The following is a 21,285-nucleotide window of genomic DNA, read 5'->3' on the forward strand; positions in this document are numbered from 1 at the left end:
AGTGGTGACTAGAACCTGGAGCCCCAGCTGCGACTGGAACATCAGTTTCAGTCGCCCGAATACCCTTATTACGCATTTCCCGGCTTACCTGGTCGCTCACATCGTTCCATTCGGCGGTTCAGCAGCGCTGAACGGAAACACGCCGTCCCCGGAAGATCGCAACATTGTCAACTTCTCGGCCCTGGGGGCCGAGCTTGCAGCTCCTCGCGGTCGATGGATTCGACGGTTCAGGCCGCGTCGTCGGCAGCGTGACACACTGCCCGGCGACCGATGTTGATCGCCGCGAAATAATCAGCAGGGCCGGCGAGCCCGCATCCGGGTGGGTCCGTGGTCCGCGGCCACCCCACTCGGATGCGGCGAGGGCTACACAGACGTGCCGTAGGCCGCGCGGACCCGCAGAACGTGCTCGACCAGAGTGATCAGCGTGCCCTTGACGGAGTCCCGGGAGCGGGCGTCGGTCCGCACGACCGGGATGTGCGGGGCCAGCGTCAGAGCCTCGCGCACCTCGTCCTCGTTGTGCGGGAACTCTCCGTTCCAGCCGTTGATGCCGACCAGGAAGGGGAGCTTGGCCTCCTCGAAGTAGTCGATCGCCGGAAAGCCGTCGGCCAGCCGCCGGGTGTCGATCAGGACCACCGCGCCGATCGCGCCGCGGACCAGGTCGTCCCACATGAACCAGAACCGGTGCTGGCCGGGCGTGCCGAACAGATACAGGATCAGGTCGCGGTCCAGCGAAAGACGACCGAAGTCCATCGCGACCGTGGTGGTGGTCTTGTTCGGAGTCAGCCCCAGGTCGTCGATCCCGGCGCTGGCGTCGGTCATCACCGCCTCCGTGGTCAGCGGCAGGATTTCCGACACCGCCCCCACGAACGTGGTCTTGCCGACACCGAACCCGCCCGCGACAACGATTTTCGTTGACGTCAGGCCACCCTGGCTAGAGCCTGCGAAGTCCACTGAGAACCCTTTCGAGCATGTTGAGATCCGGTTGTCCCTCATTAAGACGCGGCTGATGGATGCGGACGAAGCCCTCGTCGACCATATCCGCCACCAGAACGCGGGCCACGCCGAGCGGGACCTTCAGCAGAGCCGAGATCTCAGCCACAGAGCGGTACGAGCGACAGAGCCTGATGATCGCATCCTGCTCGGGGGTGAGCAGAGCCAGGTCCTCCTCCATGATGAAGGAAGAGGAGACCAACGTCTCCATGGCCAGGTGGAAACGGGGCTCCGACCTGCCACCGGTGACGGTGTACGGACGGAACAGCGGCTCGTCGTCCTCGCTTCCGTCAAACCCCCGCACTGACCCCTCCCCTGAACAAACCCGGCACGGCCCCGGTCACTACCGACCCCGAAGGGACTGTAGCTCGGCGCGGAGCGCGGGGGTGAGCACCTGACCGGCCCGCTCGACGAGCAGGGTCATCTGGTACGCCACCAGACCCATGTCGCAGTCGGAGGAGGCCAGCACGGCGAGCGCGGAACCGTCGCTGATCGCCATGACCAGCAACAGACCGCGCTCCATCTCGACCACGGTCTGGGTGACCGTACCTCCGTCGAACACCCGGGAGGCCCCCACGGTCAGGCTGAGCAGACCCGCGGCGACCGCGGCGAGCTGGTCGGCCCTGTCGGCCGGAAATCCCTCCGAACTGGCGATTCTCAGCCCGTCGGCGGAGACGCACACCGCGTGCGCGACACCGGGCGTGCCGCGGACGAACTCGGTGATCAGCCAGTCGAACCTGCGTGCCTCATGACTCAGGGTCGTCACGAGCCATCCTCCTTGTCGGTAAGGCTCCTGGTAGTGGTGTCGGCTACTTCGGCGCGACCTCGTCGCACCCCCTGCTGGAAACTCGTCAGACGGTTGCGCACCCTGTCCGGGGACATGGACGGCGCCGGACCGGACAGCGTGGGAGCGGCCGTACCCGGTACGAGATTCGCCCGGGGAGTGCGCTTGGGCAGACCCGCAGCGGTGATCCCGCCGAGGGTGGGGTCGCTCACCGCCTGGGCGGCCCGCCAGCCGGCGTCGGACGGGGTGTTCCAGCCGTCCGGGTCGCCCGACGTCGCGGATCGCTCCGCCTCCGCCCCCACCGAGGGGGAGACCGGCTCGTGAGCCGCCTGGTGGACCGGTACACCCGCCGGTGGTGTGGACTGCTCGCCGGACGTGCTCGCCGGCGCAAGGGGGGCGGGCGTCCCGCCTTCCGCCGGATCTTCCGCCCGGCGGAACCAGGCCGACTCGACCGAGGCGAAGATGGGCAGGTACTCCTCCTGCTCGGCTTCGAGCGGGGAGACGCCCACCGTGGGCATCGCCCCCGCCGGATTCTCGTACCCGTACTCGTACTCGTACTCGTATGAGGACTCACCCCATGAGGAGATTCCCTGGGTGGGGACACCCCCGCCGCCTTTCGGCCCGCCGACCTGGCGCTTGGGCAGTGGCGCGCCACCTGCCGGAGCACCGGACGAGTCCGCCTGACCTGCGGAGGCCTGCCGTTCCGCGGCGAAGTGGTCACCGGGCAGCGAGGTCGAGCCGAACGAGGGTGCGTCCGGGGTGGACGCCTGCCCGAACGAATCCCGCCCGAACGAGGAATGCTCGAACGAATCCTGCCCGTACGAGGGTTGCTGGACAGGCGGGCGACCGATGGGCGCCTGGGCGGAGAAGTCCCCCGAGGCCGCCTGCTCCGCCCCCCAGGAGTCCGCCCCCCAGGAGGGGGTCCGCACCGGCTGGTCCTCCTGAGCGACGAGTTCCGGCGGGAGCAGCACCATGGCGACGAGGCCGCCGCCCTCCTGCGGGCGCAGCTGCACCCGGATGCCGTGCCGCAAGGCCAGGCGGCCGACCACGAACAGGCCCATCCGCCGCGACACCGAGACATCGACCACGGGCGGCTCCGCCAGCCTGCGGTTCGCCTCGACCAGTTCCTCGTGAGTCATGCCGATGCCCGGGTCGCTGATCGCGAGCAGCGCGCCGCCGCCCTCGATCGCACTGCTGGAGACCACGACCCGGCTGGCCCGGGGGGAGAACTGGATGGCGTTCTCCACCAGCTCGGCGACCAGGTGCACGATGTCGTTGGCGGCGCTGCCCGCGACCGAGATCGTACGGTGCACCCTGACCTGGACCCGATCGTAGTCCTCGACCTCCGACAGGGAGGCGCGCACGACGTCGACGAGCTTGGCCGGCTTGCTGCGCCTGCGGGGCGGCTCGTGACCGGCGAGGACCAGGAGGTTCTCGGAGTTGCGCCGCATGCGGGTGGCCAGGTGGTCGAGCCTGAACAGGTCGGCCAGGCGGTTTCCGTCCTCCTCGCCCTTCTCCAGGCCGTCGATCAGCGAGATCTGCCGCTCGACCAGGGTCTGCGTGCGACGCGACAGGTTGACGAACATCGCGCTGACGTTGGAGCGGAGCTCGGACTCCTCGGCGGCCAGGCGAACGGCCTGCCGGTGGACCTCGTCGAAGGCCTTGGCCACCTCGCCGATCTCGTCGGTGCTCTCGACCGGGATGGGGGCGATCTCGGGTGTCCTGGTGTCGCCGGAGACCCGTAGCCGTTGCACCACCTCGGGAAGCCTGAAGCCCGCGACCTCCAGCGCCTCGGCTCGCAGGCGGCGCAGCGGCGTCACCATCGAGCGGGCGATGACCACCGTGAGGCCGAGCACCAGCAGGAGCAGGATCAGGATCAGGGCGGACGTGATGATCGCGTTGCGCTGCTCGGTGTCCTCCAGCATCCGGGCCCTGGCGACCACGTCATCGGCGACCCTGGTCTCGACCTTCCGCATCAGGTCGAGGACCGCGGTGTTGTCCGAGAACCACTGCTTGACATCGTTGGAACCCGACAGCAACCGTCCGGTGTGCCGGGGGTCGCCGGCGAGCACGATCGCTCTGGACTTGGTCAGCTCGGCCCGGTACACCCTCTCGTCGATCATGGCGCTGGCGAGGAGCTGGCCGTTGGCCGGGCTCGCCTCGACGCTGAAGTCCGCCTCGAACTCGTTCATGCGGGAACGGGAGGCGATGAACTTCTCGATCTCCTGCGGGTTGATCAGCGAGGGCGCGTAGTAACCGGCCAGCAGGCGGGCGCGCTGCTTGGAGACCTCCTCCTTGGCATACGCCAGGGCACTGAGCGCGCGGGTGTTGCCGATGATCTCCGAATCGTCGCTGACCAGCGTGAGCTCCTCGTGGAGCTTGAGCAACGGGGCGATCATGTGGCTGTAACGTTCCACCCGGGTCGTGCCCGGCAGGCGGCGCAGCTCGGGAAGGCCTTCCAGCTGGTAGGCGACGTTCCTGGCCGCCTCGACGGCTCGGGGGCCGTAGGAGTCGTCGATCGCCTGGACCTCCACCTGCACCTTCTTGGCCAGTGCGTCGACCACCTTCCGCTGGGCCTCCTCGCTCTCCTTCAACCCCTTGTCCGAAGGCTGGAACGATGCCCAGGCACCTCTGTCACGTTCCAACCCGAGCGCCTGGGCCAGATCCCGAAGACCGCCGGAGTACTCCGCCGCGGCGGCGGTCCGCTGGTATCCGGCGACGCTGTCGACGGAGGCCACCACGCGCGTGCCCGCGAGCACGACACCCACTGTGGTCGGCACCAGGATCAGAGCCGTCAGACGCGAACGGACACGCCAGTTCTTCAGGCCGAACCGGGCGGCAGGCCGCTTGCCACGGTCGGGTGCCGAAGCACTCCCGTTATCGGATGTCGCCGTCGCCACAGATCTCGCTACCCCTCAATCACGACACAGATGAACAACATCAGACCACAAGGTCACGTGAAAGAATCGACAAAACCGACATATCGCCTTTAATCGTTACGAAGGCGACGAGGGGGCGATCATCCGCGGCTACCGCAGGGCAGCCAGCACCTGGTCCCGTATCTGAGCTCGCTGGACCTCGTCGGTCAGCGGACGGCCGGCTCTGTCGACCACGTAGAAGACGTCCACCGCCTCTGCGCCGAGAGTCTCCACACGGGCAGCCCGTACGTCAAGGCCACATTCACCAAACGCTCTACCAATCCGCCACAAAAGTCCCGGGCGGTCATGGGCGCGCACCTCGATGACCGTCGCGGTGTTCGACGCGTCGTCCACCAGGTTCACCCTGGGCGGCGCCACCGGCACCCGGGCCGGGCGCATCGACCTGCTCCTCCTGGCGAGGCGCTGCTCGATGTCGAGGCGGCCGGCCAGGACCAGCCGCAGGTCGGCCTCCAGCGTCGCGGGGTCGGGCGGCGAGCCGTACTCGGGAACGACCGAGAACTCGATCACGGCGGTCGCCCCCGCCGAGGCCGCCGACGCGGCACGCACCACCATCCGATGCGCGGCCAGCACCCCGGCCGCACGCCAGAGCAGCCCGGCGCGGTCCGGCGCGACCACGGTGACCGCTCCCCCGTTGATCCGCACGGCGCCTCCGCCGTGTCGGGCCAGGGACGCCTGCTCCACCGAGAGCGAGGGCGCGGGCCGCAGCGGGGTGCCGGAGAGCGCCGAACGGACCCGGCGTACCAGATCGGTGACCAGTGAGGCCTTCCACGAGTTCCAGGCGGCGGGCCCGGTGGCGTGGCCGTCGGCCACGGCGAGGGCCGCCAGCAGTTCGAGGACCTCGCGCGTGCCGACGGCCTCGGCCACCCGGGAGATGGTCACCGGGTCGTCCAGGTCGCGGCGGGTGGCCGTCTCGGGCAGCAGGAGGTGATGGCGGACCACGGTCTCCAGGGTGTCGACGTCCGCCGGGGGCAGGCCCATCCGGGTCCCGATGTCGCGGGCGACGACGGCGCCGGTGGTGGAGTGGTCGCCGGGGTATCCCTTACCGATGTCGTGCAGAAGCGCCGATATGAGCAGCAGGTCGGGCCGGGAGACCTCACGGGTGAACGAGGCGGCCCCGGCGGCGGCCTCGATCAGATGCCGGTCGACCGTGTAGCGGTGCACCGGGTTGCGCTGCGGGCGGTGTCGCACCCGCTCCCAGTCGGGCAGCAGGCGGACCAGCATCCCCGCCTGGTCCAGCTCCTCCCAGACCGGCACGGCCGCACGCCCGGCGCCCAGCAGGGCCACCAGGGCATCGCGTGCCTCGTCCGGCCAGGGAACGGGGAGTGGCGGCGACTGGGCTGCCAGCGTGCTGACCGTGGCGGGCGCCAGCGGCAGCCCCGCCTCGGCCGCCGCGGCGGCGGCGCGCAGCACGAGGGTCGGGTCCTTGCGGGGGTTGACCCCGCGGGCCAGCACGACCTCTCCGCCGTGCTCGACGACGCCGTCGGCGAGCGGGCGGCGGCCACGGGGGGTGGGACCGGTCAACAGCCGGTCGACGGTCCGCCAGGTGGCGTCGAAGGCGTGCCCGATGGTCCTGGCGGCCTCGGCGAGCCTGCGCATCAGCGCCTCGGCGTCGAGCAGGCCGAGAATCCCGGCGACCGCGTCCTGCTCCTGGAGCACCAGCCGGTCGGCACCTCGGGCGGTCACCAGGTGCAGGCCGTGCCGGATGTCGAGCAGCAGCTCGTAGGCCTCGCGGACTCGCGGGCCGGGAGCCGAGGCGACCCAGGCCGCCGCCACGGCCTGCATCGCCTGCACATCACGGATGCCGCCGCGGGAGTCCTTGATGTCGGGTTCGAGCAGGAACGCCAGCTCCCCGCTCGCCTCCGCCCGCTTGTCCGCGGCATCGCGCAGCTCGCCCAGGCGGCGCCGGGAGTCGGCCCGCCACTCGGCGAGCACGACCTCGCGTACCGACCGCGTCAGCTCCTGGTCTCCCGCCACGTGCCGGGCCTGGATCAGCCCGAGGACCGCCTTGAGATCCTCCCTGGCCACCCTCGCCGCCTCGTCCACGGTCCGCACCGAATGGTCGAGGCCGATCCCGGAGTCCCAGATCGGATACCAGATGCGGTCGGCGATACGCGCCACATCATCTCGTCCGTCGTGGAGCAGGACCAGGTCGAGGTCACTGCCCGGCGCGAGCTCCGAGCGGCCCAGACTCCCGACCGCGACGAGCGCGACTCCGCTGAGGGCGCCGCGCTCGTCGTTTCTCGTCATTCCCCCGTTGTGCCCGTACGGCGTGCCGCAGGCGGTTCTGACCAGGTCCGTCAACCAGCGGTCGATGTCCGCGGCCCGTTCCTTACGGGCCGCGGCGTACGAGCGAGTGTCGCCTCTCACCGGTTAGAGCGCCTCAGGTCCGCGTTCCCCGGTGCGGACGCGGATCACCGTGTCCACAGGAACGGACCAGACCTTGCCGTCGCCGATCTTGCCGGTCTGCGCGGCCTTGACGATGACGTCGATGACGTCCTCGGCGTCGTCCTCCTCGGTGAGCACTTCGAGGCGGACCTTGGGCACCAGGTCGACCTGGTACTCGGCACCCCGGTAGACCTCGGTGTGGCCGCGCTGGCGGCCGTAGCCGCTGGCCTCGCTGACCGTCATGCCCTTGACCCCGAACTGCTCCAGGGCCGCCTTCACATCGTCCAGTTTGAACGGTTTGATGATCGCGGTGATGAGTCTCATGCGTCCACCTTCTTAGACGCCGGGGCGGAAACCGGACCGTTGACGGCCGCGACACCCGAGGAGTGGATGGTGCCGAGGTCGTAACCGGTCTCGGCGTGGGTGGTGATGTCGACGCCGGCGATCTCCTGCTCCTGGGTGATGCGGAAGCCCATCGTCTTGTCGATGATCTTCGCGATGATCCAGGAGACGATGAAGGAGTAGGCGCCGACCGCGACGGGACCGAGCACCTGCACGCCGAGCTGGGAGATCGGACCGCCGTAGAAGAGGCCCTTCTCCTGACCGTCGGCGAACGGGTAGGCGGCGACGAAGCCCAGCGCCACCGCGCCCACGACACCGCCGACCATGTGAACGCCGACCACGTCGAGGGAGTCGTCGTAGCCGAGCTTGTACTTCAGGCCGACCGCGTAGGCACAGGCGACACCGGCGAGCGCGCCGATCACGAACGCCGCCCAGGGGTCGACGAAACCACAGGCCGGGGTGATGGCGACCAGGCCGGAGACCGCACCGGAGGCGACACCGAGGGTAGTGGAGTGGCCGTCGCGGAGCTTCTCGACGAGGATCCAGGCGCCGGCCGCGACCGCGGTGGCGATCTGGGTGTTCATGAACGCCAGGCCGGTCGTGCCGTCGACGGCGAGCTCGGAGCCCGCGTTGAAGCCGAACCAGCCGAACCAGAGCAGGCCCGCGCCGAGGAGGACGAGCGTGAGGTTGTGCGGCCGCATCGGGTCCTTGCGCCAGCCGACACGCTTGCCGATCACGAGCGCGACCGCCAGGGCCGCGGCACCGGCATTGATGTGGACGACGGTGCCTCCGGCGAAGTCCTCGATGCCGAGGGTGCTCAGCCAGCCGCCGCCCCACACCCAGTGGGCCACGGGGAAGTAGACGACGGTCGCCCAGACGAGGGCGAAGACCACCCAGGCGCCGAACTTGACCCGGTCGGCGAGCGCGCCGCTGATCAGCGCGACCGTAATGATGGCGAAAGTCATCTGGAACGTCGAGAAGACCAGACTCGGCATACCGGTGCCGTCATCCTTGGTCGCCGTCTCGACCAGGCCGCTCAACCCGATGTTGTCGAGCCCGCCAATGATCTTGTTGAGGAATCCAGAGCCGTCCCCGACGGCGTCGAAGGCCAGCGAGTGACCGTAGAGAACCCAGGCGATCGTTACGACGATGATGCTGACCCACGACATCATCATCATGTTGAGAACGCTCTTCGCCCTGGTCATACCCCCGTAGAAGAAAGCGAGACCTGGCGTCATGAGCAGAACGAGTGCGGTGCTCGCGAGCATCCAGGCTGTGGAGCCGCTATCGATCTCCATGCGAAGCGACCCTCCTTCCAATTGGCGTTTTGCCGGTTTCACATGCAGTGGACGCTTCCAGGGCTCCGTCGACCGGCCGCGCACTGACGTTGCGCCACAGCGTGTTCTTCCGCCGTTTCAAGGCGCGACCCTGCGTGTTTCACATCTGTGAATCTCGGCCACACGATGTTTCCATCGAGTTTCGGACCGGGCATGTCTCGGCTTATCAATGACCCAAAAGATGCCCAGGTGGGCAACCACCCGGGCCTTCGGAGGGCCGCCGATGACCACGCGCATGACCGCCGCCACGCCCGCCATGTCCCCTCATCCGGGCGAACACGTTGAGCCGTACTCCCCACCCGGCGAAGGAACGAACTGATCGCTCCCACCACGACCCCCACCGCCGTTCACACCGCGCGACCCCAACCACCGTTCACGCCGCGCGCTCTCCTGCCGCCGTTCACTCTGCGCGCTCTCCTGCCGCCGTTCACGCTGCGGTGGGCGGGTGGTCCGGCCGGCCGTCTCACTCGCTGTCTGGTGATCCAGGCCTCCGGCCTGCTCGGGCGCTGTGGTCACGGACTCTTTTCACGCCGGCCGGACCACCCGCCCACCTCCGCTTGACAGGCTCCCGCCGTACGGACTGCGAGCCGTAATCGCTCACTCTCGGACCGCCCAATGACCCCTGCGCGGCTGAAGCAATCCGTACGAGATCGCTCGGCGCGAATCGCCGTAGCTGAAGCGTCGCTTTCGAAAGGAGCGCACGGCGAACCCCAGCCGGCCCCCGGTGTGAGCCCGATCCCCCCTCAACCCCCATGAAACCGCCCCGCCCCCGCCTCGGCCTAGCCCCATGCCCCCCTCGGCCCGGCCCCGCCCCCACACGCCTTCGGCCCAGCCCTGTCCCTGTCTCGGCCCGGCCCCGCGCTCCTTCCCGCAGTGGCGCTTCAGCTACGGCGCCTCGCCCGAACGGCCCCGCAGAGATCGCTTCAGCCACGCACAGGACACCGGACGGCCGGAAAGAAACCCGCTACGGCCCGCACGCCGTACGGCGAGACGGCGTGCAGCGGAGGTGGGCGGGCGTTCCGGGCGGCTTGGAAGAAGCCAGGAACCACAGCGCCCGAGCAGGCCGGAGGCCTGAACCACGGGACGGCAACTGAGACGGCCGCCCGGAACGCCCGCCCACCGCAGCGGACACAGCGCCAAAGCACCGCAGCGGACACAGAACCAAAGCACACCCAGAAAAACGATCCGGCACGCCCCACAGGGAGCGTGCCGGATCGCAGACGGCTCAGGCCGCCGTGGCCATCTTCCGCAGCCGGGCCAGGGCGTCGCGCTCGATGCGGCGGGCGCGGTCCCTGCCGATGCCATAGCGCTCGCCGACCTCGGTCAGCGTGTGCTCGCGGCCGTCCATCAGGCCGTAGCGCCAGCGGAGCATCTCGCGGGTCTGCCCCTCCAGCCCCGTCAACCACTCCTCCAGACGCTCGCGCTCAAGGACGTCCATCGCCTGCTGCTCGGGATCGGCCCACGTGTCGTCGGCGATCATGTCGCCGAGTTCGGTCTCGTCCTCGTCGCCCACGCCCAGTTGCAGGGAGACGGGGTCGGAGGCCCAGCGGCGGAGCTCGCGGACCCGCTCGATGGGCAGTTCGAGCACCGCCGCCAGGTCGGCGTCGGTCGGCTCGGCGTCGAACTCGGCCAGCATGTCCCGGCGGACCCGCATCAGCCTGGTCATCTGCTCACCCGCGTGGGTGGGCAGGCGGACCGGCCGGGCCTGCTCGTGGATGGCGCGCCCCACGGACTGCCGGATCCACCAGGTGGCATAAGTCGAGAACTTGTAACCGCGCCGGTAGTCGAACTTCTCAACCGCGCGAACCAGTCCCAGGTTTCCCTCCTGAACCAGATCGATCAGCGGCATTCCCCGCCCTGAATATTTGCGCGCGACGGCCACCACAAGACGTAGATTGGCCTGGATGAATTCATCCTTGGCCCTTCGTCCGGAAACAGCCAAACGCTCAAGCTCCTCATCGGCGGCGTCCGCGATCCGCGGCTCCGTCAACCCGCCGTCCAGCAACTGCTCAGCGAAGAGTCCCGCCTCGATCCGCTTGGCGAGTTCCACCTCTTCCTCCGCGGTGAGCAGGGGCACCCTGCCAATCTCTGCCAGGTAGGTTCCGAGCAGGTCCCTGTCAGAGACATGCTGATCCTGCGTCCGATTCCCCGTCGGCCTTGCCATTCGATGGCACCTCGCTCCGGCTGCTTATGACGTGTCCACCCGCTCGCTCAACGCCCCATGCGCGCGGACACGTCGCTTGACTTTTCAACGGCTGGATCAGAGCAAAGATTCCCTCAAGAAGTACGCCTGGAGAATGGTTCTGAACTCCTCCTCAGGGAGGATGCCTCCCGACGCCGCGACAAGGCCCACGGCTGCCCCCGGCAAAGAGGGCTAAACCAGACGGCGTCCCTCCTTCCACACCTGTGTCACCAGCGGCACCCCCGGCCGGTAGGCGAGATGGACGTACGTCGGGGCGTCCAGGATCACCAGATTCCCCCTGGTTCCCACGCGCAGTGTGCCGACGTCCCCGCGGCGCAACGCCCTGGCCCCGCCGTAGGTGGCCGCCCTGATCGCCTCCAGCGGCGTCATCCGCATCTCGCGGACCGCCAACGCCACGCAGAAGGGCATCGAGGAGGTGAAGGAGGAGCCCGGGTTGCAGTCGGTGGCCAGCGCGACCGTCACCCCGGCGTCCAGCAGGCGGCGGGCGTCCGGGTAGGGCGAGCGGGTGGAGAACTCCGCGCCGGGCAGCAGGGTGGCCACCACTCCCGCCGACGACAGCGCCGAGACGTCGTCGTCACTCAGATGGGTGCAGTGGTCGGCGGAGGCCGCACCCACCTCGGCGGCGATCCGAGCCCCGGGGCCCGCGCCCAGTTGGTTGGCGTGGATCCTCGGCAGCAGTCCCGCCTTCATCCCGGCGAGGAGGATCTCCCTGCTCTGGTCGGCGTCGAAGGCGCCGCGCTCGCAGAACACGTCGACCCACCGGGCGTGCGGCGCGCAGGCCTCCAGCATCTCCCCGGTGACCGTGCGGACGTACTCGTCGGCCGAGGAGGCGTCGGGGGGCACCACGTGCGCGCCCAGGTAGGTGGTCTCCTCGGTGAACCCCCGCGCGATCTCCAGGGACCTGCGCTCGTCCTCGACCGTGAGGCCGTAACCACTCTTGATCTCCACCGTGGTCGTCCCCTGGGCGAGCATCTCCGCGACCAGGGCGGCGGTGAGCGTCACGAGTTCGGCGTCGGAGGCGGCGCGGGTGGCCGACACCGTGGTGCGGATGCCACCGGCCGTGTAGGGCAGGCCCGCCATGCGGGCGGCGAACTCGGCCGTGCGGTCGCCCGCGAAGACGAGGTGGGCGTGGCTGTCGACGAACCCAGGGATCACGCAGCGCCCGTCCACGTCCACCCGCTCGTCGGCGCAGGGAGCCGCACCGGCGGGCCCCGCCCACACCACCTCGCCGTCCTGCACCACCAGTGCCGCGTCCTCGATCTCCTCCCGCGCCGGATCGCCCGTGTAGAGCAGTCCGATGCGATCGAAGAGGGTGCTCCTCACCTGCCGGTCCTCGCTCGTCATACCGACCTCCCCGCTCGTGCCTCGATGATCGCCTGGGTGAGCATGCCGCCCACGTCACCGAGTACGTGCCTGCCCTCGGTGACCACGCGACGGCCCCCCGACACCACGGAGTGCACGTCGGCGGCCGTGGCGGCGAACACGACGGTCTCGGCCAGGTGCGCCGGGGAGGCGCCCGCCGTACGGACCGAGTCCAGGCGCACCGACACCAGGTCGGCCCACGCGCCGGGGACGAGCATGCCCGCGCAGGCGAAGCCGAGCGAGTCGTGTCCCGCCGCCGTGGCGGCGTGCAGGAGCTCGGCGGCCGACCAGTGGCCGCGCCGCTCGGTGGCCAGCCGCTCGTCCAGTTCGACCGCGCGGGCCTCCTCGAACAGGTCGACGACCGCGTGACTGTCCGAGCCGAGCGTGATGGGCGCCCCCGCGTCGAACAGCGCCCTGGCCGGCCCGATGCCGTCGGCGAGGTCGCGCTCGGTCGTGGGGCACATGCACACGCGCGTGCCGGAGCCGCCGAGCAGCGCGACGTCCACGTCCGACAGGTGTGTGGCGTGCACGGCGGTCGAGCGGGGGCCGAGCGCGCCGTGCGCCTCCAGCAGCTGGACCGGGCTCGCGGAGTACGCCTCCACGCAGGCGGTGTTCTCCGCCCGTTGCTCGGAGACATGGGCGTGGAGCGGGACCGCGTGGTGGCGGGAGAACTCGGCGACCACGGGGATCTGCTCGGGCCTGACCGCACGGACCGAGTGCACGGCCACACCGATCTCCACGTCCGGATCGCCCCGGTAGTGGGTCGTGAGCGCCTCCGCCCGTGCCGCCCACCCGTCGGCGTCGCCGTCACCGAACCGCAGTTGGACACCGCTCAGCGGGGTGCCGACGCCACCGGTCAGGTAACAGGCGTCCAGCAGCGCGATGCGCAGCCCCGCCTCGCGCGCCGCCTGGACGAGCACGTGGCCCATGGTGTTCGGGTCGTCGTAGCGCCTGCCGCCCGGACCGTGGTGCAGGTAGTGGAACTCCCCGACACAGGTGATGCCGGCCAGCGCCATCTCGGCGAACGCGGCCCTGGCGAGTCTGAGATAGGAGTCGGGGTCGAGGGTCTCCGCAACCTCGTACATCTGCTCGCGCCAGGTCCAGAAACTGCCCTTCTCCCGTTGCGTCACCCCGCGCAGGGCGCGGTGGAAGGCGTGGGAGTGCGCGTTGGCCAAGCCGGGGATGGTCAGCCCGGCCAGCCGGACGGCTCCGCCGGGCGGGGTCGCCACACCGGTGACGATCTCGGAGATCACCGTGTCGTGGACCCTGACGAGCACTCCCGCGACGGCCTCGCCCGGTGGCAGCCAGGCCAGCTCGCACCAGTAGTTCAGCTCGCGCACAGGTCCTCCAAGGCCGCGGCGAGAACGGTGACCCCCGCGTGGCAGTCGGCCGTCTCCGCGTGTTCGTCCGGAGAGTGAGAGATGCCCGTCGGATTGCGGACGAACACCATCGCGCTGGGCACGCCCGCGGACGCGAGAATGCCCGCGTCGTGTCCGGCCCCGGTCGGCAGGACGGGGGCGCCCCCGGCGGCGGCGGCGACCCGCTCGCGCAGGACCGCGTCGAAGTCGACGACCGGGGTCCACGACTCGACGGTGACCTCGGCACCGGAGAACTCGGTCAGCTCGGCGACCAGCGCCCTGACCGCGTCCTCGTCCCCGCCCCTGGCATCCAGCCAGGCGCTGACCAGTCCGGGGATGGCGTTGGCGTTGTTGGGCGACACGCGCATCCTGCCGAAGGTGGCGACCACACCGCCGCGCTCGGCGGCCTGGCGGGCGTGGAGCACGGTACGGGCGAAGGGCAGCATCGGGTCGTCGCGGTCGGCCAGCCTGGTGGTGCCGGCGTGGTTGGCCTGGCCGTGGAAGTCGAACCGCCAGCGGCCGTGCGGCCAGATGGCCGAGGCGACGCCGACCGGCGCGTCCCGGTGGACCAGGTCCTTGCCCTGCTCGACATGGAGCTCGACGAAGACCCCGACATGCCGCAGGGTCTCCTCGTCCCGGCCCAGGGCGCCCGGGTCGCGTCCGGCCCCGCGCAGTACCTCGGCCAGCGAGTCGCCCTCGTCGTCGGTCAGGGCGCGCGCCCTGTCCGGGTCCAGGATTCCGGTCAGCAGGCGGGAGCCGACGCACGGGACGCCGAACCTGGCGCCCTCCTCGTCGCTGAAGCAGGCGATCCCCAGGGGGCGCGCGGGCCGGAAGTCCCTGGCCCGCAGCAGGTCGAGGGCGGCGAAGGCCGACACGACTCCCAGGGGGCCGTCGAAGGCGCCGCCCTGCCGTACCGAGTCGAGGTGGCTGCCGGTGACCACGCCCGGCCGCACCGACGGGTCACCCCACCAGGCCCACAGATTACCGTTACGGTCCTCCCTCAGGTCGAGGCCGCGCCTGGCCGCCTCCTGTCCGAACCAGCGCCGAAGCTCCAGATCCGCCGGCGACCACGCGTCTCGCAGGTAGCCCCGGGTCCGGCCATCACGTCCGAGGTGCTCGATGGCACCCCACATCTCGTCGAACACCCTCCCATTATGTGAATGATCCCATTCATTGGCGAGTCCGCCGCACCTTCACCCGATTCCCTGTCCCGCGGAGCCGCTCCGCCTCGCCGGGCGAGAAGCCGTACGGCCCCCTCAGTTCAGGGGGCCTGCGGCGGGACGAACGGTGATCTCGGTGACGTGGGCGTCGGGTGACGCGGTCAGGGCCGCCTGCACCACCCTGGCCACCGAGTCTGCGTTCAGGTACCTCTCCGGCTGGTAGGGACCGCCCTCTCGGACCCGTACCTCACGCTGCATGTCGGTGTCGACCCGTCCGGGGTAGATCGTCGTCACTCGAAACTCCGGCTCCTCCAGGCGGAGCGCGTCGGCGAAGGCGCGCAGCGCGAACTTGCTCGCCGAGTAGGAACCCCAACCAGCGCTGGCCCGCTGTCCGGAGCCGGAGTTGATCAGCACCACGTGACCGCGCCCCGCGCGCAGGGCGGGCAGCAGCAGCCGGGTCAGCTCGACCACCGCGATCACGTTGACCTCCATGGTGTGCCGCCACACCTCGGCCGGGGTCTCCTCCACCCGCCCCAGGTGCAGCACGCCCGCGCTGTGCACCAGCACGTCGAGCCGGTCGATGGCGGCGACGTCGGCCTCCGTGACGGTGGTGAGCTCCACCGGCCAGGGCCGCGCGCCGGGCAGGGCGGAGGCCATCTCGGCCAGCGCCTCGGGGTCGCGGCCGCCGAGCAGCAGGTCATGGGTGGGGGCCAGGGCGCGGGCGATCGCGGCGCCGACCCCTCGCGAGGCACCGGTGACCAGTGCGGTCGGACGTACAGGCATGTCGATCACCTTACTCGGGCTGGAAGACCTCCGGCCGGGGGCGCTCCAGCGTCACGGCGACGGTGTTCTCGCGCGGGTAGCGGAAGTCGTTCGGGCGGACCGTGACCGCGTCGGCCGCGGCCTCCACGATCACGCAGCGGTACCACTCACCGTCCTCCAGGAACCGCCAGGGCCTCATCAGCACCTCCAGCCCGGACCGGTGCACCTTCTCCAGCGCCTCCTCCTCCGAGCGCGACGCCCCGAGCGGGTAACCGAACACGGTCAGTGGCTCCCAGTCCTCGCCATCGGAGCGGATGAAACCCATAAGGGCGCCGTCGTCGTCACGCCTGATCTCTCGCATGTTTGACAGCATATACAAATTTTAATAAAAATTTGTATATGTCCTCCACTCGTGTTCTACTGCTCGGCGTGTTGCTCGACAATCCACTGCACGGCTATGAGGTACGGCGCCGCCTCGAACTGTGGGGCGCCGACAACTGGGCCAACGTGGCCTACGGCTCGATCTACCACGGCCTGGCCAAGATGGCGGAGGAGGGGCTGCTGGAGATCATCGAGCAGGGCAGGGGGGGCAAGACGGTCTACGGCATCACCGAGGCCGGACGGGCCGACTTCCAGCAACAACTGATGAACAGCTGGTGGTTCGTGAAGCCGATCGTCGACCCCTTCCAGGTCGCGCTCACCTTCATGGACCGGCTCTCCCCGGTCGATCTGGTCAATGCCATGGAGACGAGGGCCGAGCAGTTGCGGGCGTCCATCTCGATGATGCGGCGGGCCCTGGGCGGCAAGCAGGGCTACGGAGCCCCCCGGCACATCGACGAGTGCCTCCGGCTCAACATCCACCAGTTCCAGGCGCAGCTCGACTGGATCGAAGAGTCGGTCGCGAAGGTCAAGGACGGCGACCTGCCCTGATCCGCCCCCTCACGCCGAACCCTCTCACGGAGGGACCCGCTCTCCGCAAACCCCGTTGAGCCTTCCCGGCACCCCCGAAACGGAGAAAAATGATCATCGAAGCGCACGACCTGCGCAAGACCTTCACCGCCCGGCGAGGGCGCGGCAGGACCGAGCAGGTCGAGGCGGTGAGAGGGGTCGATCTGTCCGTCGCCGAGGGCGAGATCTTCGCCGTGCTCGGCCCGAACGGCGCCGGCAAGACCACCACCGTCAGGATGCTCACCACTCTCGTCGCCCCCACCTCGGGCAGCGCCCGGGTGGCCGGCCACGACGTGACCGCCGAGGCGGCCAGGGTACGGGAGAAGATCGGCTACGTCGGCCAGGCGGGCGGCGTGAACGAGAACGCCCTCGGCCGCGGCGAGCTGATCCTGGCCGCCCGGATCGGCGGCATGTCCCGCGCCGACGCCGGGGCGCGGAGCGAGGAACTGCTCACCGCCCTCGATCTGACCGAGGTCGCCGACCGGCCCGTCAGAACGCTGTCCGGCGGCCAGAAGCGGCGCGTGGCCCTGGCCGTCGGCCTGGTCAACCGCCCTCGGCTGCTCTTCCTCGACGAACCCACCACCGGTCTGGACCCGCAGAACCGCGCCCGCCTGTGGGAGGAGGTCCGCGCCCTGCGCGAGCGGGGCACCAGCGTGCTGCTGACCACCCACTACCTGGAGGAGGCCGACGCCCTCTGCGACCGGCTGGCCATCATCGACCACGGCAGGGTCGTCGCCGAGGGCACTCCGGCCGACCTCAAGAAGGAGATCGCAGGAGACGTCGTCACGCTCCGCCTGGACCGGGCCTTCGAGGCACGAAGACTCCTCACCTCCGAGCCCTACATCAAGGAGGTCCACGAGGAGGAGAGCGTGCTGCGCGCCTACCTCGACGACGGCGAGCACAACCTGCCCCACCTGCTCCGCACCCTTGAGGGCGGCGGGCTGCCGATCCGGTCGATCTCCCTTGACCGCGCCACGCTCGACGACGTCTTCCTGCGCCACACCGGCCGCTCCCTGCGCGACGCGGCCTGACCGACGCCCCTTCGAACCGACAAGGACCCCCCGTGTTCCGACACACCATGCTGTTCCTGGGCCAGGAGCTCGGGCAGACGCTGCGCAACCCTGTCTGGCCGCTGTTCGGCCTGCTGCAGCCCATCCTGTACCTGCTGCTCTTCGCGCCGCTGGTGGCCAACACCGGCGTCGGCGGTGGCACGGGCGACACGCTGCGGATGTTCACACCGGGCGTGATGATGATGGTCGCCCTGTTCGGCTCGCTCTTCGTGGGCTTCGGCATGATCGGCGAGATCCGCAACGGCTACCTGGAAAGGCTCGCGGTCAGCCAGGCATGGCGCCCCGCGATCGTGCTGGGGCGCACCCTGCGCGACATGATCGTGCTGGTCGTCCAAGCCCTGCTGGTGATCGCGCTGGCCACGCTGATGGGCATGCGGGCCAGCCTCCCCGGGCTGGCGGTGATGCTGCTGCTCATGGCGGCCACCGGCCTGCTGGCCTCGGGGCTCTCCTACGGCACGGCCCTCGCGCTGCGCGACGAGAACGGCATGTCGCAGATCATGCAGTTCTTCGCGGTGCCGCTGATCCTGCTCACCGGCATCATGCTGCCGATGTCGCTGGCCCCCGGCTGGATGCAGGCCGTCGCGCAGTTCAACCCGCTCTACCACGCGGTCGAGGCCGGCCGGGCGCTGTTCGACGGCGACTTCTCCGACGGCTCCATCCCGCTGGCCTTCGGTCTCATCCTGGCCCTGTCCGCGATCAGCCTGCGCTGGTCGGTCGGCTCGATGAACCGGATCGCCGGTTAGCTCCGCGGCTTTTCACCGGCCTCGGCGGAACCGGCGGCCGGATGCTCCCGCTCTCGCCCGGGCACGAATGTCAGCCGAACCGTTCGGTGAAGACCCCCGCCTGGTCGGTCATCCGTTCGTACTCCTCCAGCCGGGCCTGCGTGCGCAGCGGCGCCGCGTCCGCCATGGCCTCCACCAGCACCATGGCCAGGGCCAGTGGCGCCGCGTGCGAGTCGAAGACCAGCCGTTCGCCGACGGGGGCGGCCAGGACCGCGTCGGCCTCGAAGGGCACGTCCCGCCGGTCGGTGATCACCGCCGTACGCAGGCCCAGGTCCCGGGCGCCACGCAGCGCCTGCAGGGCCTCGGCCGGGTAGCGGGGCAGGATCACCGCGACCAGCCAGCTCGCCCCCGCGCGGCGCGCCGCGTACAGGCCGTCGGCCAGCTCGGAACCGCCGTGGGTCAGCAGGCGGACGTCAGGGTGGATCCGGCGCGCGAAGTAGGCGAACGTGGTGGCCAGCCCGCTCGACACCCGCAGGCCCACCACCGGCAGAGGCTCGCATCCCGCCAGCTTGGCACCCAGCTCCGAGATGTCGGAGGGGTCGCCCAGCGCGTCGCGTACGCTCCGCAGGTTGTCGATCTCCACATCTATCGCCGCCTGCAGGTCGTTGGCCCGCGACGGCCTCCGCCCGCCCACGACGAGGGGCCGCAGCGCCTGTCTGAGCTCGGGATATCCCGTGAAACCGAGCACCATCGCGAACCTCGTCACCGACGGCTGGCTGACCCCCGCCCGCTCGGCCAGCTCCACGCTGGACAGGAAGATGGCCTCGGACAGGTGGTCGCCCAGGTAGCGCGCGATCCGCCGCTGCACCGGCGACAGCCGCCGCCCCTCCAGAAGCTGATCGAGTCCGTCCCCCACGCCCTCTCCAACCGCTCGACACTCCACGAGCATTCCCCTCCCCACCCCGCCCCGCTGTAGTTCATACACCCGGGCGGGGCGGGGGTGAGCGGCGCCGGCAGGATTCACCCCCGGGATCGGGACACGGGGGGCGGATCGGTGCGGGTATCTCCCGATCTGGACCGGCGCGCCCCGGCCGGAGCCCGAGCGTCCGGCCGGGACCCGCGCCTCCGGTCAGGATTCGCGCATCGGGATGCGGACGTCTCGCTCCTCGGCCACGGCGACGGCCTCGTCGTAGCCGGCGTCGGCGTGACGGATGACCCCCATGCCCGGGTCGTTGGTGAGCACCCGGTTGAGCTTCTCGGCACCGAGCCTGGTGCCGTCGGCGACGGTGACCTGGCCGGCGTGGATGGAGCGGCCGATGCCGACACCGCCGCCGTGGTGGATGGAGACCCACGCGGCACCGGAGGCGACGTTGAGCATGGCGTTCAGCAGCGGCCAGTCGGCGATCGCGTCGGAGCCGTCGGCCATGCCCTCGGTCTCCCGGTACGGGCTCGCCACACTGCCGCAGTCGAGGTGGTCGCGGCCGATCACCAGCGGAGCCTCGATCTCTCCCGAGGCCACCATGTCGTTGAACCGCTCCCCGGCCAGGTGGCGCTCCCCGTATCCGAGCCAGCAGATACGGGCGGGCAGGCCCTGGAAGTGGACCTTCTCCCCGGCCAGCCGGATCCACCTGGCGAGCGGCTCGTTGTCAGGGAAGAGCTCCAGGATCGCGCGGTCGGTCTTGGCGATGTCGGAGGGGGAGCCGGAGAGCGCGGCCCAGCGGAACGGGCCCTTGCCCTCGCAGAACAGCGGCCGGATGTAGGCGGGCACGAAACCGGGGAAGTCGAACGCGCGGCCGTAACCCGCCAGCCGGGCCTCGCCCCGGATCGAGTTGCCGTAGTCGAAGACCTCGGCTCCGGCGTCCTGGAAGCCGACCATGGCCTCCACGTGCTTGGCCATGGCCTCGCGGGCCCTGCGGGTGAAGCCCGCCGGGTCCTTCTCCCGTTCGTCGGCCATGTCCTCGAAGGCCACGCCGATCGGCAGGTACATCAGCGGGTCGTGGGCGGAGGTCTGGTCGGTGACGACATCGATCTCGGCGCCCCTGCGGAGCAGTTCGGGCACGATCTCGGCCGCGTTGCCCTCGACCCCGATGCTCAACGGCCTGCGCTGGTCGCGGGCCTCGTACGCCAGGCGCAGCGCCTCGTCGAGGTCGGCGGCGCGGACGTCCAGGTAGCGGTGCTCGATCCGCCGGTCGATCGACCTGGGGTCGCAGTCGACGCAGATCACCACGCCGCCGTTCATGGTCACGGCCAGCGGCTGCGCGCCGCCCATGCCGCCGAGCCCGGCGGTCAGCGTGATCGTCCCCGCGAGGCTCCCGCCGAACCGCTTGGCGGCCACGGCGCCGAAGGTCTCGTAGGTGCCCTGCAGGATGCCCTGGGTGCCGATGTAGATCCAGGAGCCCGCCGTCATCTGCCCGTACATGGTCAGTCCGGCGGCCTCCAGGCGCCGGAACTCCTCCCAGTCGGCCCAGTCGGGCACCAGGTTGGAGTTGGCGATGAGCACCCGCGGGGCCCACTCGTGGGTGCGGAACACGCCGACGGGACGGCCGGACTGCACCAGCAGCGTCTCGTCACCCGCCAAGTTGGTCAGGGTGCGGGTGATCGCGTCGAAGGAGCGCCAGTCGCGGGCGGCCTTGCCCGAGCCGCCGTAGACGACGAGCTGTTCCGGATGCTCGGCCACCTCGGGATCCAGATTGTTCTGGATCATACGAAGCGCCGCTTCCTGCGGCCATCCCTTGGCGGTGAGCGTGGTACCGCGCGGCGCGCGCACAACCCGGCTGCCGGTCATGCCCGGACCTCCCCATCAAGAATGAATGAATACATTCATATTTGTCACCTGGAGGCTACAGGTCAACCCGGGAAGGGCAACTCCACCCGGGCCATCCTGGCCGCCTACACTCCCGGCTACCTGGCCGGTGTCCGGATG

Annotated in this window: 18 protein-coding genes; 3 read left to right on the forward strand and 15 right to left on the reverse strand. The window is 70.1% G+C overall.

Annotated elements, in window-relative coordinates:
- Positions 1-363: 363 nt before the first annotated feature.
- The 13 genes from ABT130_RS33990 to ABT130_RS34050 form a co-directional block, all read right to left on the reverse strand.
- A complete protein-coding gene (locus ABT130_RS33990; RefSeq protein ID WP_343972082.1) occupies positions 364-921 on the reverse strand; it encodes a GTP-binding protein in 558 nt (185 codons plus the stop codon).
- A 10-nt stretch (positions 922-931) separates the two neighbouring features.
- Positions 932-1,294: a DUF742 domain-containing protein gene (locus tag ABT130_RS33995; protein ID WP_350930329.1), complete on the reverse strand. Its 363-nt coding sequence runs from the start codon at positions 1,292-1,294 to the stop codon at positions 932-934.
- A gap of 39 nt (positions 1,295-1,333) precedes the next feature.
- Positions 1,334-1,756, reverse strand: a complete 423-nt coding sequence (locus ABT130_RS34000; RefSeq protein ID WP_451934972.1) for a roadblock/LC7 domain-containing protein — start codon at positions 1,754-1,756, stop codon at positions 1,334-1,336.
- The gene (locus tag ABT130_RS34005; RefSeq protein ID WP_350962466.1) at positions 1,753-4,554 is read right to left on the reverse strand and encodes a sensor histidine kinase; all 2,802 of its coding nucleotides are present in this window, start codon (positions 4,552-4,554) and stop codon (positions 1,753-1,755) included. The genes ABT130_RS34000 and ABT130_RS34005 overlap by 4 nt, the downstream gene beginning before the upstream one ends.
- Positions 4,555-4,803: 249 nt before the next feature.
- Positions 4,804-7,080 (reverse strand): [protein-PII] uridylyltransferase, encoded by a 2,277-nt coding sequence (locus ABT130_RS34010; protein WP_350962469.1) that lies wholly within the window; start codon positions 7,078-7,080, stop codon positions 4,804-4,806.
- A gap of 3 nt (positions 7,081-7,083) precedes the next feature.
- Positions 7,084-7,422, reverse strand: coding sequence for a P-II family nitrogen regulator (locus ABT130_RS34015; RefSeq protein ID WP_030906290.1), 339 nt, complete (start codon positions 7,420-7,422; stop codon positions 7,084-7,086).
- Complete coding sequence (locus ABT130_RS34020) at positions 7,419-8,738, reverse strand: ammonium transporter (protein WP_350930326.1); 1,320 nt, start codon at positions 8,736-8,738, stop codon at positions 7,419-7,421. The genes ABT130_RS34015 and ABT130_RS34020 overlap by 4 nt, the downstream gene beginning before the upstream one ends.
- A 1,264-nt stretch (positions 8,739-10,002) precedes the next feature.
- Positions 10,003-10,941, reverse strand: a complete 939-nt coding sequence (locus ABT130_RS34025; protein WP_343972014.1) for a sigma-70 family RNA polymerase sigma factor — start codon at positions 10,939-10,941, stop codon at positions 10,003-10,005.
- 210 nt (positions 10,942-11,151) lie between these two features.
- Positions 11,152-12,324: an imidazolonepropionase gene (gene hutI, locus ABT130_RS34030; protein WP_350962472.1), complete on the reverse strand. Its 1,173-nt coding sequence runs from the start codon at positions 12,322-12,324 to the stop codon at positions 11,152-11,154.
- Positions 12,321-13,682 carry a formimidoylglutamate deiminase gene (locus ABT130_RS34035; protein ID WP_350962475.1) on the reverse strand — a complete coding sequence of 454 codons (1,362 nt, stop codon included), beginning with the start codon at positions 13,680-13,682 and terminating at the stop codon, positions 12,321-12,323. The genes hutI and ABT130_RS34035 overlap by 4 nt, the downstream gene beginning before the upstream one ends.
- On the reverse strand, positions 13,670-14,833 hold the full coding sequence (locus ABT130_RS34040; RefSeq protein ID WP_350924899.1) for an allantoate amidohydrolase: 1,164 nt from the start codon (positions 14,831-14,833) through the stop codon (positions 13,670-13,672). The genes ABT130_RS34035 and ABT130_RS34040 overlap by 13 nt, the downstream gene beginning before the upstream one ends.
- Positions 14,834-14,956: 123 nt before the next feature.
- The gene (locus ABT130_RS34045; protein ID WP_350962477.1) at positions 14,957-15,643 is read right to left on the reverse strand and encodes an SDR family oxidoreductase; all 687 of its coding nucleotides are present in this window, start codon (positions 15,641-15,643) and stop codon (positions 14,957-14,959) included.
- Between the two features lie 10 nt (positions 15,644-15,653).
- Entirely contained in the window at positions 15,654-15,983 is a 330-nt protein-coding gene (locus tag ABT130_RS34050; RefSeq protein WP_350962480.1) for a hypothetical protein, read from the reverse strand.
- 38 nt (positions 15,984-16,021) lie between these two features.
- On the opposite strand from ABT130_RS34050, the gene ABT130_RS34055 reads away from it, so the two are divergent.
- From ABT130_RS34055 to ABT130_RS34065, 3 genes are all read left to right on the forward strand, one after another.
- The gene (locus ABT130_RS34055; protein ID WP_350962483.1) at positions 16,022-16,552 is read left to right on the forward strand and encodes a PadR family transcriptional regulator; all 531 of its coding nucleotides are present in this window, start codon (positions 16,022-16,024) and stop codon (positions 16,550-16,552) included.
- Positions 16,553-16,641: 89 nt separating this feature from the next.
- Entirely contained in the window at positions 16,642-17,601 is a 960-nt protein-coding gene (locus tag ABT130_RS34060) for an ATP-binding cassette domain-containing protein (protein ID WP_350962485.1), read from the forward strand.
- 32 nt (positions 17,602-17,633) lie between these two features.
- Positions 17,634-18,383, forward strand: coding sequence for an ABC transporter permease (locus ABT130_RS34065; RefSeq protein WP_350924878.1), 750 nt, complete (start codon positions 17,634-17,636; stop codon positions 18,381-18,383).
- A 70-nt stretch (positions 18,384-18,453) separates the two neighbouring features.
- On the opposite strand, the gene ABT130_RS34070 is transcribed toward ABT130_RS34065, so the two are convergent.
- Positions 18,454-19,278 carry a MurR/RpiR family transcriptional regulator gene (locus ABT130_RS34070; RefSeq protein ID WP_350924876.1) on the reverse strand — a complete coding sequence of 275 codons (825 nt, stop codon included), beginning with the start codon at positions 19,276-19,278 and terminating at the stop codon, positions 18,454-18,456.
- 213 nt (positions 19,279-19,491) lie between these two features.
- Positions 19,492-21,147, reverse strand: a complete 1,656-nt coding sequence (gene hutU / locus ABT130_RS34075) for a urocanate hydratase (RefSeq protein ID WP_350924874.1) — start codon at positions 21,145-21,147, stop codon at positions 19,492-19,494.
- Positions 21,148-21,285 lie beyond the last annotated feature (138 nt).

Source organism: Streptosporangium sp. NPDC001681, assembly GCF_040298085.1.
Lineage (GTDB): Bacteria > Actinomycetota > Actinomycetes > Streptosporangiales > Streptosporangiaceae > Streptosporangium.

Excerpts from the sequence above, each read along its gene's own strand:
- ABT130_RS34040 (WP_350924899.1), bottom strand. The coding sequence starts at position 14,833 with ATGTGGGGTGCCATCGAGCACCTCGGACGTGATGGCCGGACCCGGGGC.
- hutU (WP_350924874.1), bottom strand. The coding sequence starts at position 21,147 with ATGACCGGCAGCCGGGTTGTGCGCGCGCCGCGCGGTACCACGCTCACC.
- ABT130_RS34020 (WP_350930326.1), bottom strand. The coding sequence starts at position 8,738 with ATGGAGATCGATAGCGGCTCCACAGCCTGGATGCTCGCGAGCACCGCA.
- ABT130_RS34050 (WP_350962480.1), bottom strand. The coding sequence starts at position 15,983 with ATGCGAGAGATCAGGCGTGACGACGACGGCGCCCTTATGGGTTTCATC.
- ABT130_RS34015 (WP_030906290.1), bottom strand. The coding sequence starts at position 7,422 with ATGAGACTCATCACCGCGATCATCAAACCGTTCAAACTGGACGATGTG.
- ABT130_RS34055 (WP_350962483.1), top strand. The coding sequence starts at position 16,022 with ATGTCCTCCACTCGTGTTCTACTGCTCGGCGTGTTGCTCGACAATCCA.
- ABT130_RS34060 (WP_350962485.1), top strand. The coding sequence starts at position 16,642 with ATGATCATCGAAGCGCACGACCTGCGCAAGACCTTCACCGCCCGGCGA.
- ABT130_RS34045 (WP_350962477.1), bottom strand. The coding sequence starts at position 15,643 with ATGCCTGTACGTCCGACCGCACTGGTCACCGGTGCCTCGCGAGGGGTC.
- ABT130_RS34025 (WP_343972014.1), bottom strand. The coding sequence starts at position 10,941 with ATGGCAAGGCCGACGGGGAATCGGACGCAGGATCAGCATGTCTCTGAC.
- hutI (WP_350962472.1), bottom strand. The coding sequence starts at position 12,324 with ATGACGAGCGAGGACCGGCAGGTGAGGAGCACCCTCTTCGATCGCATC.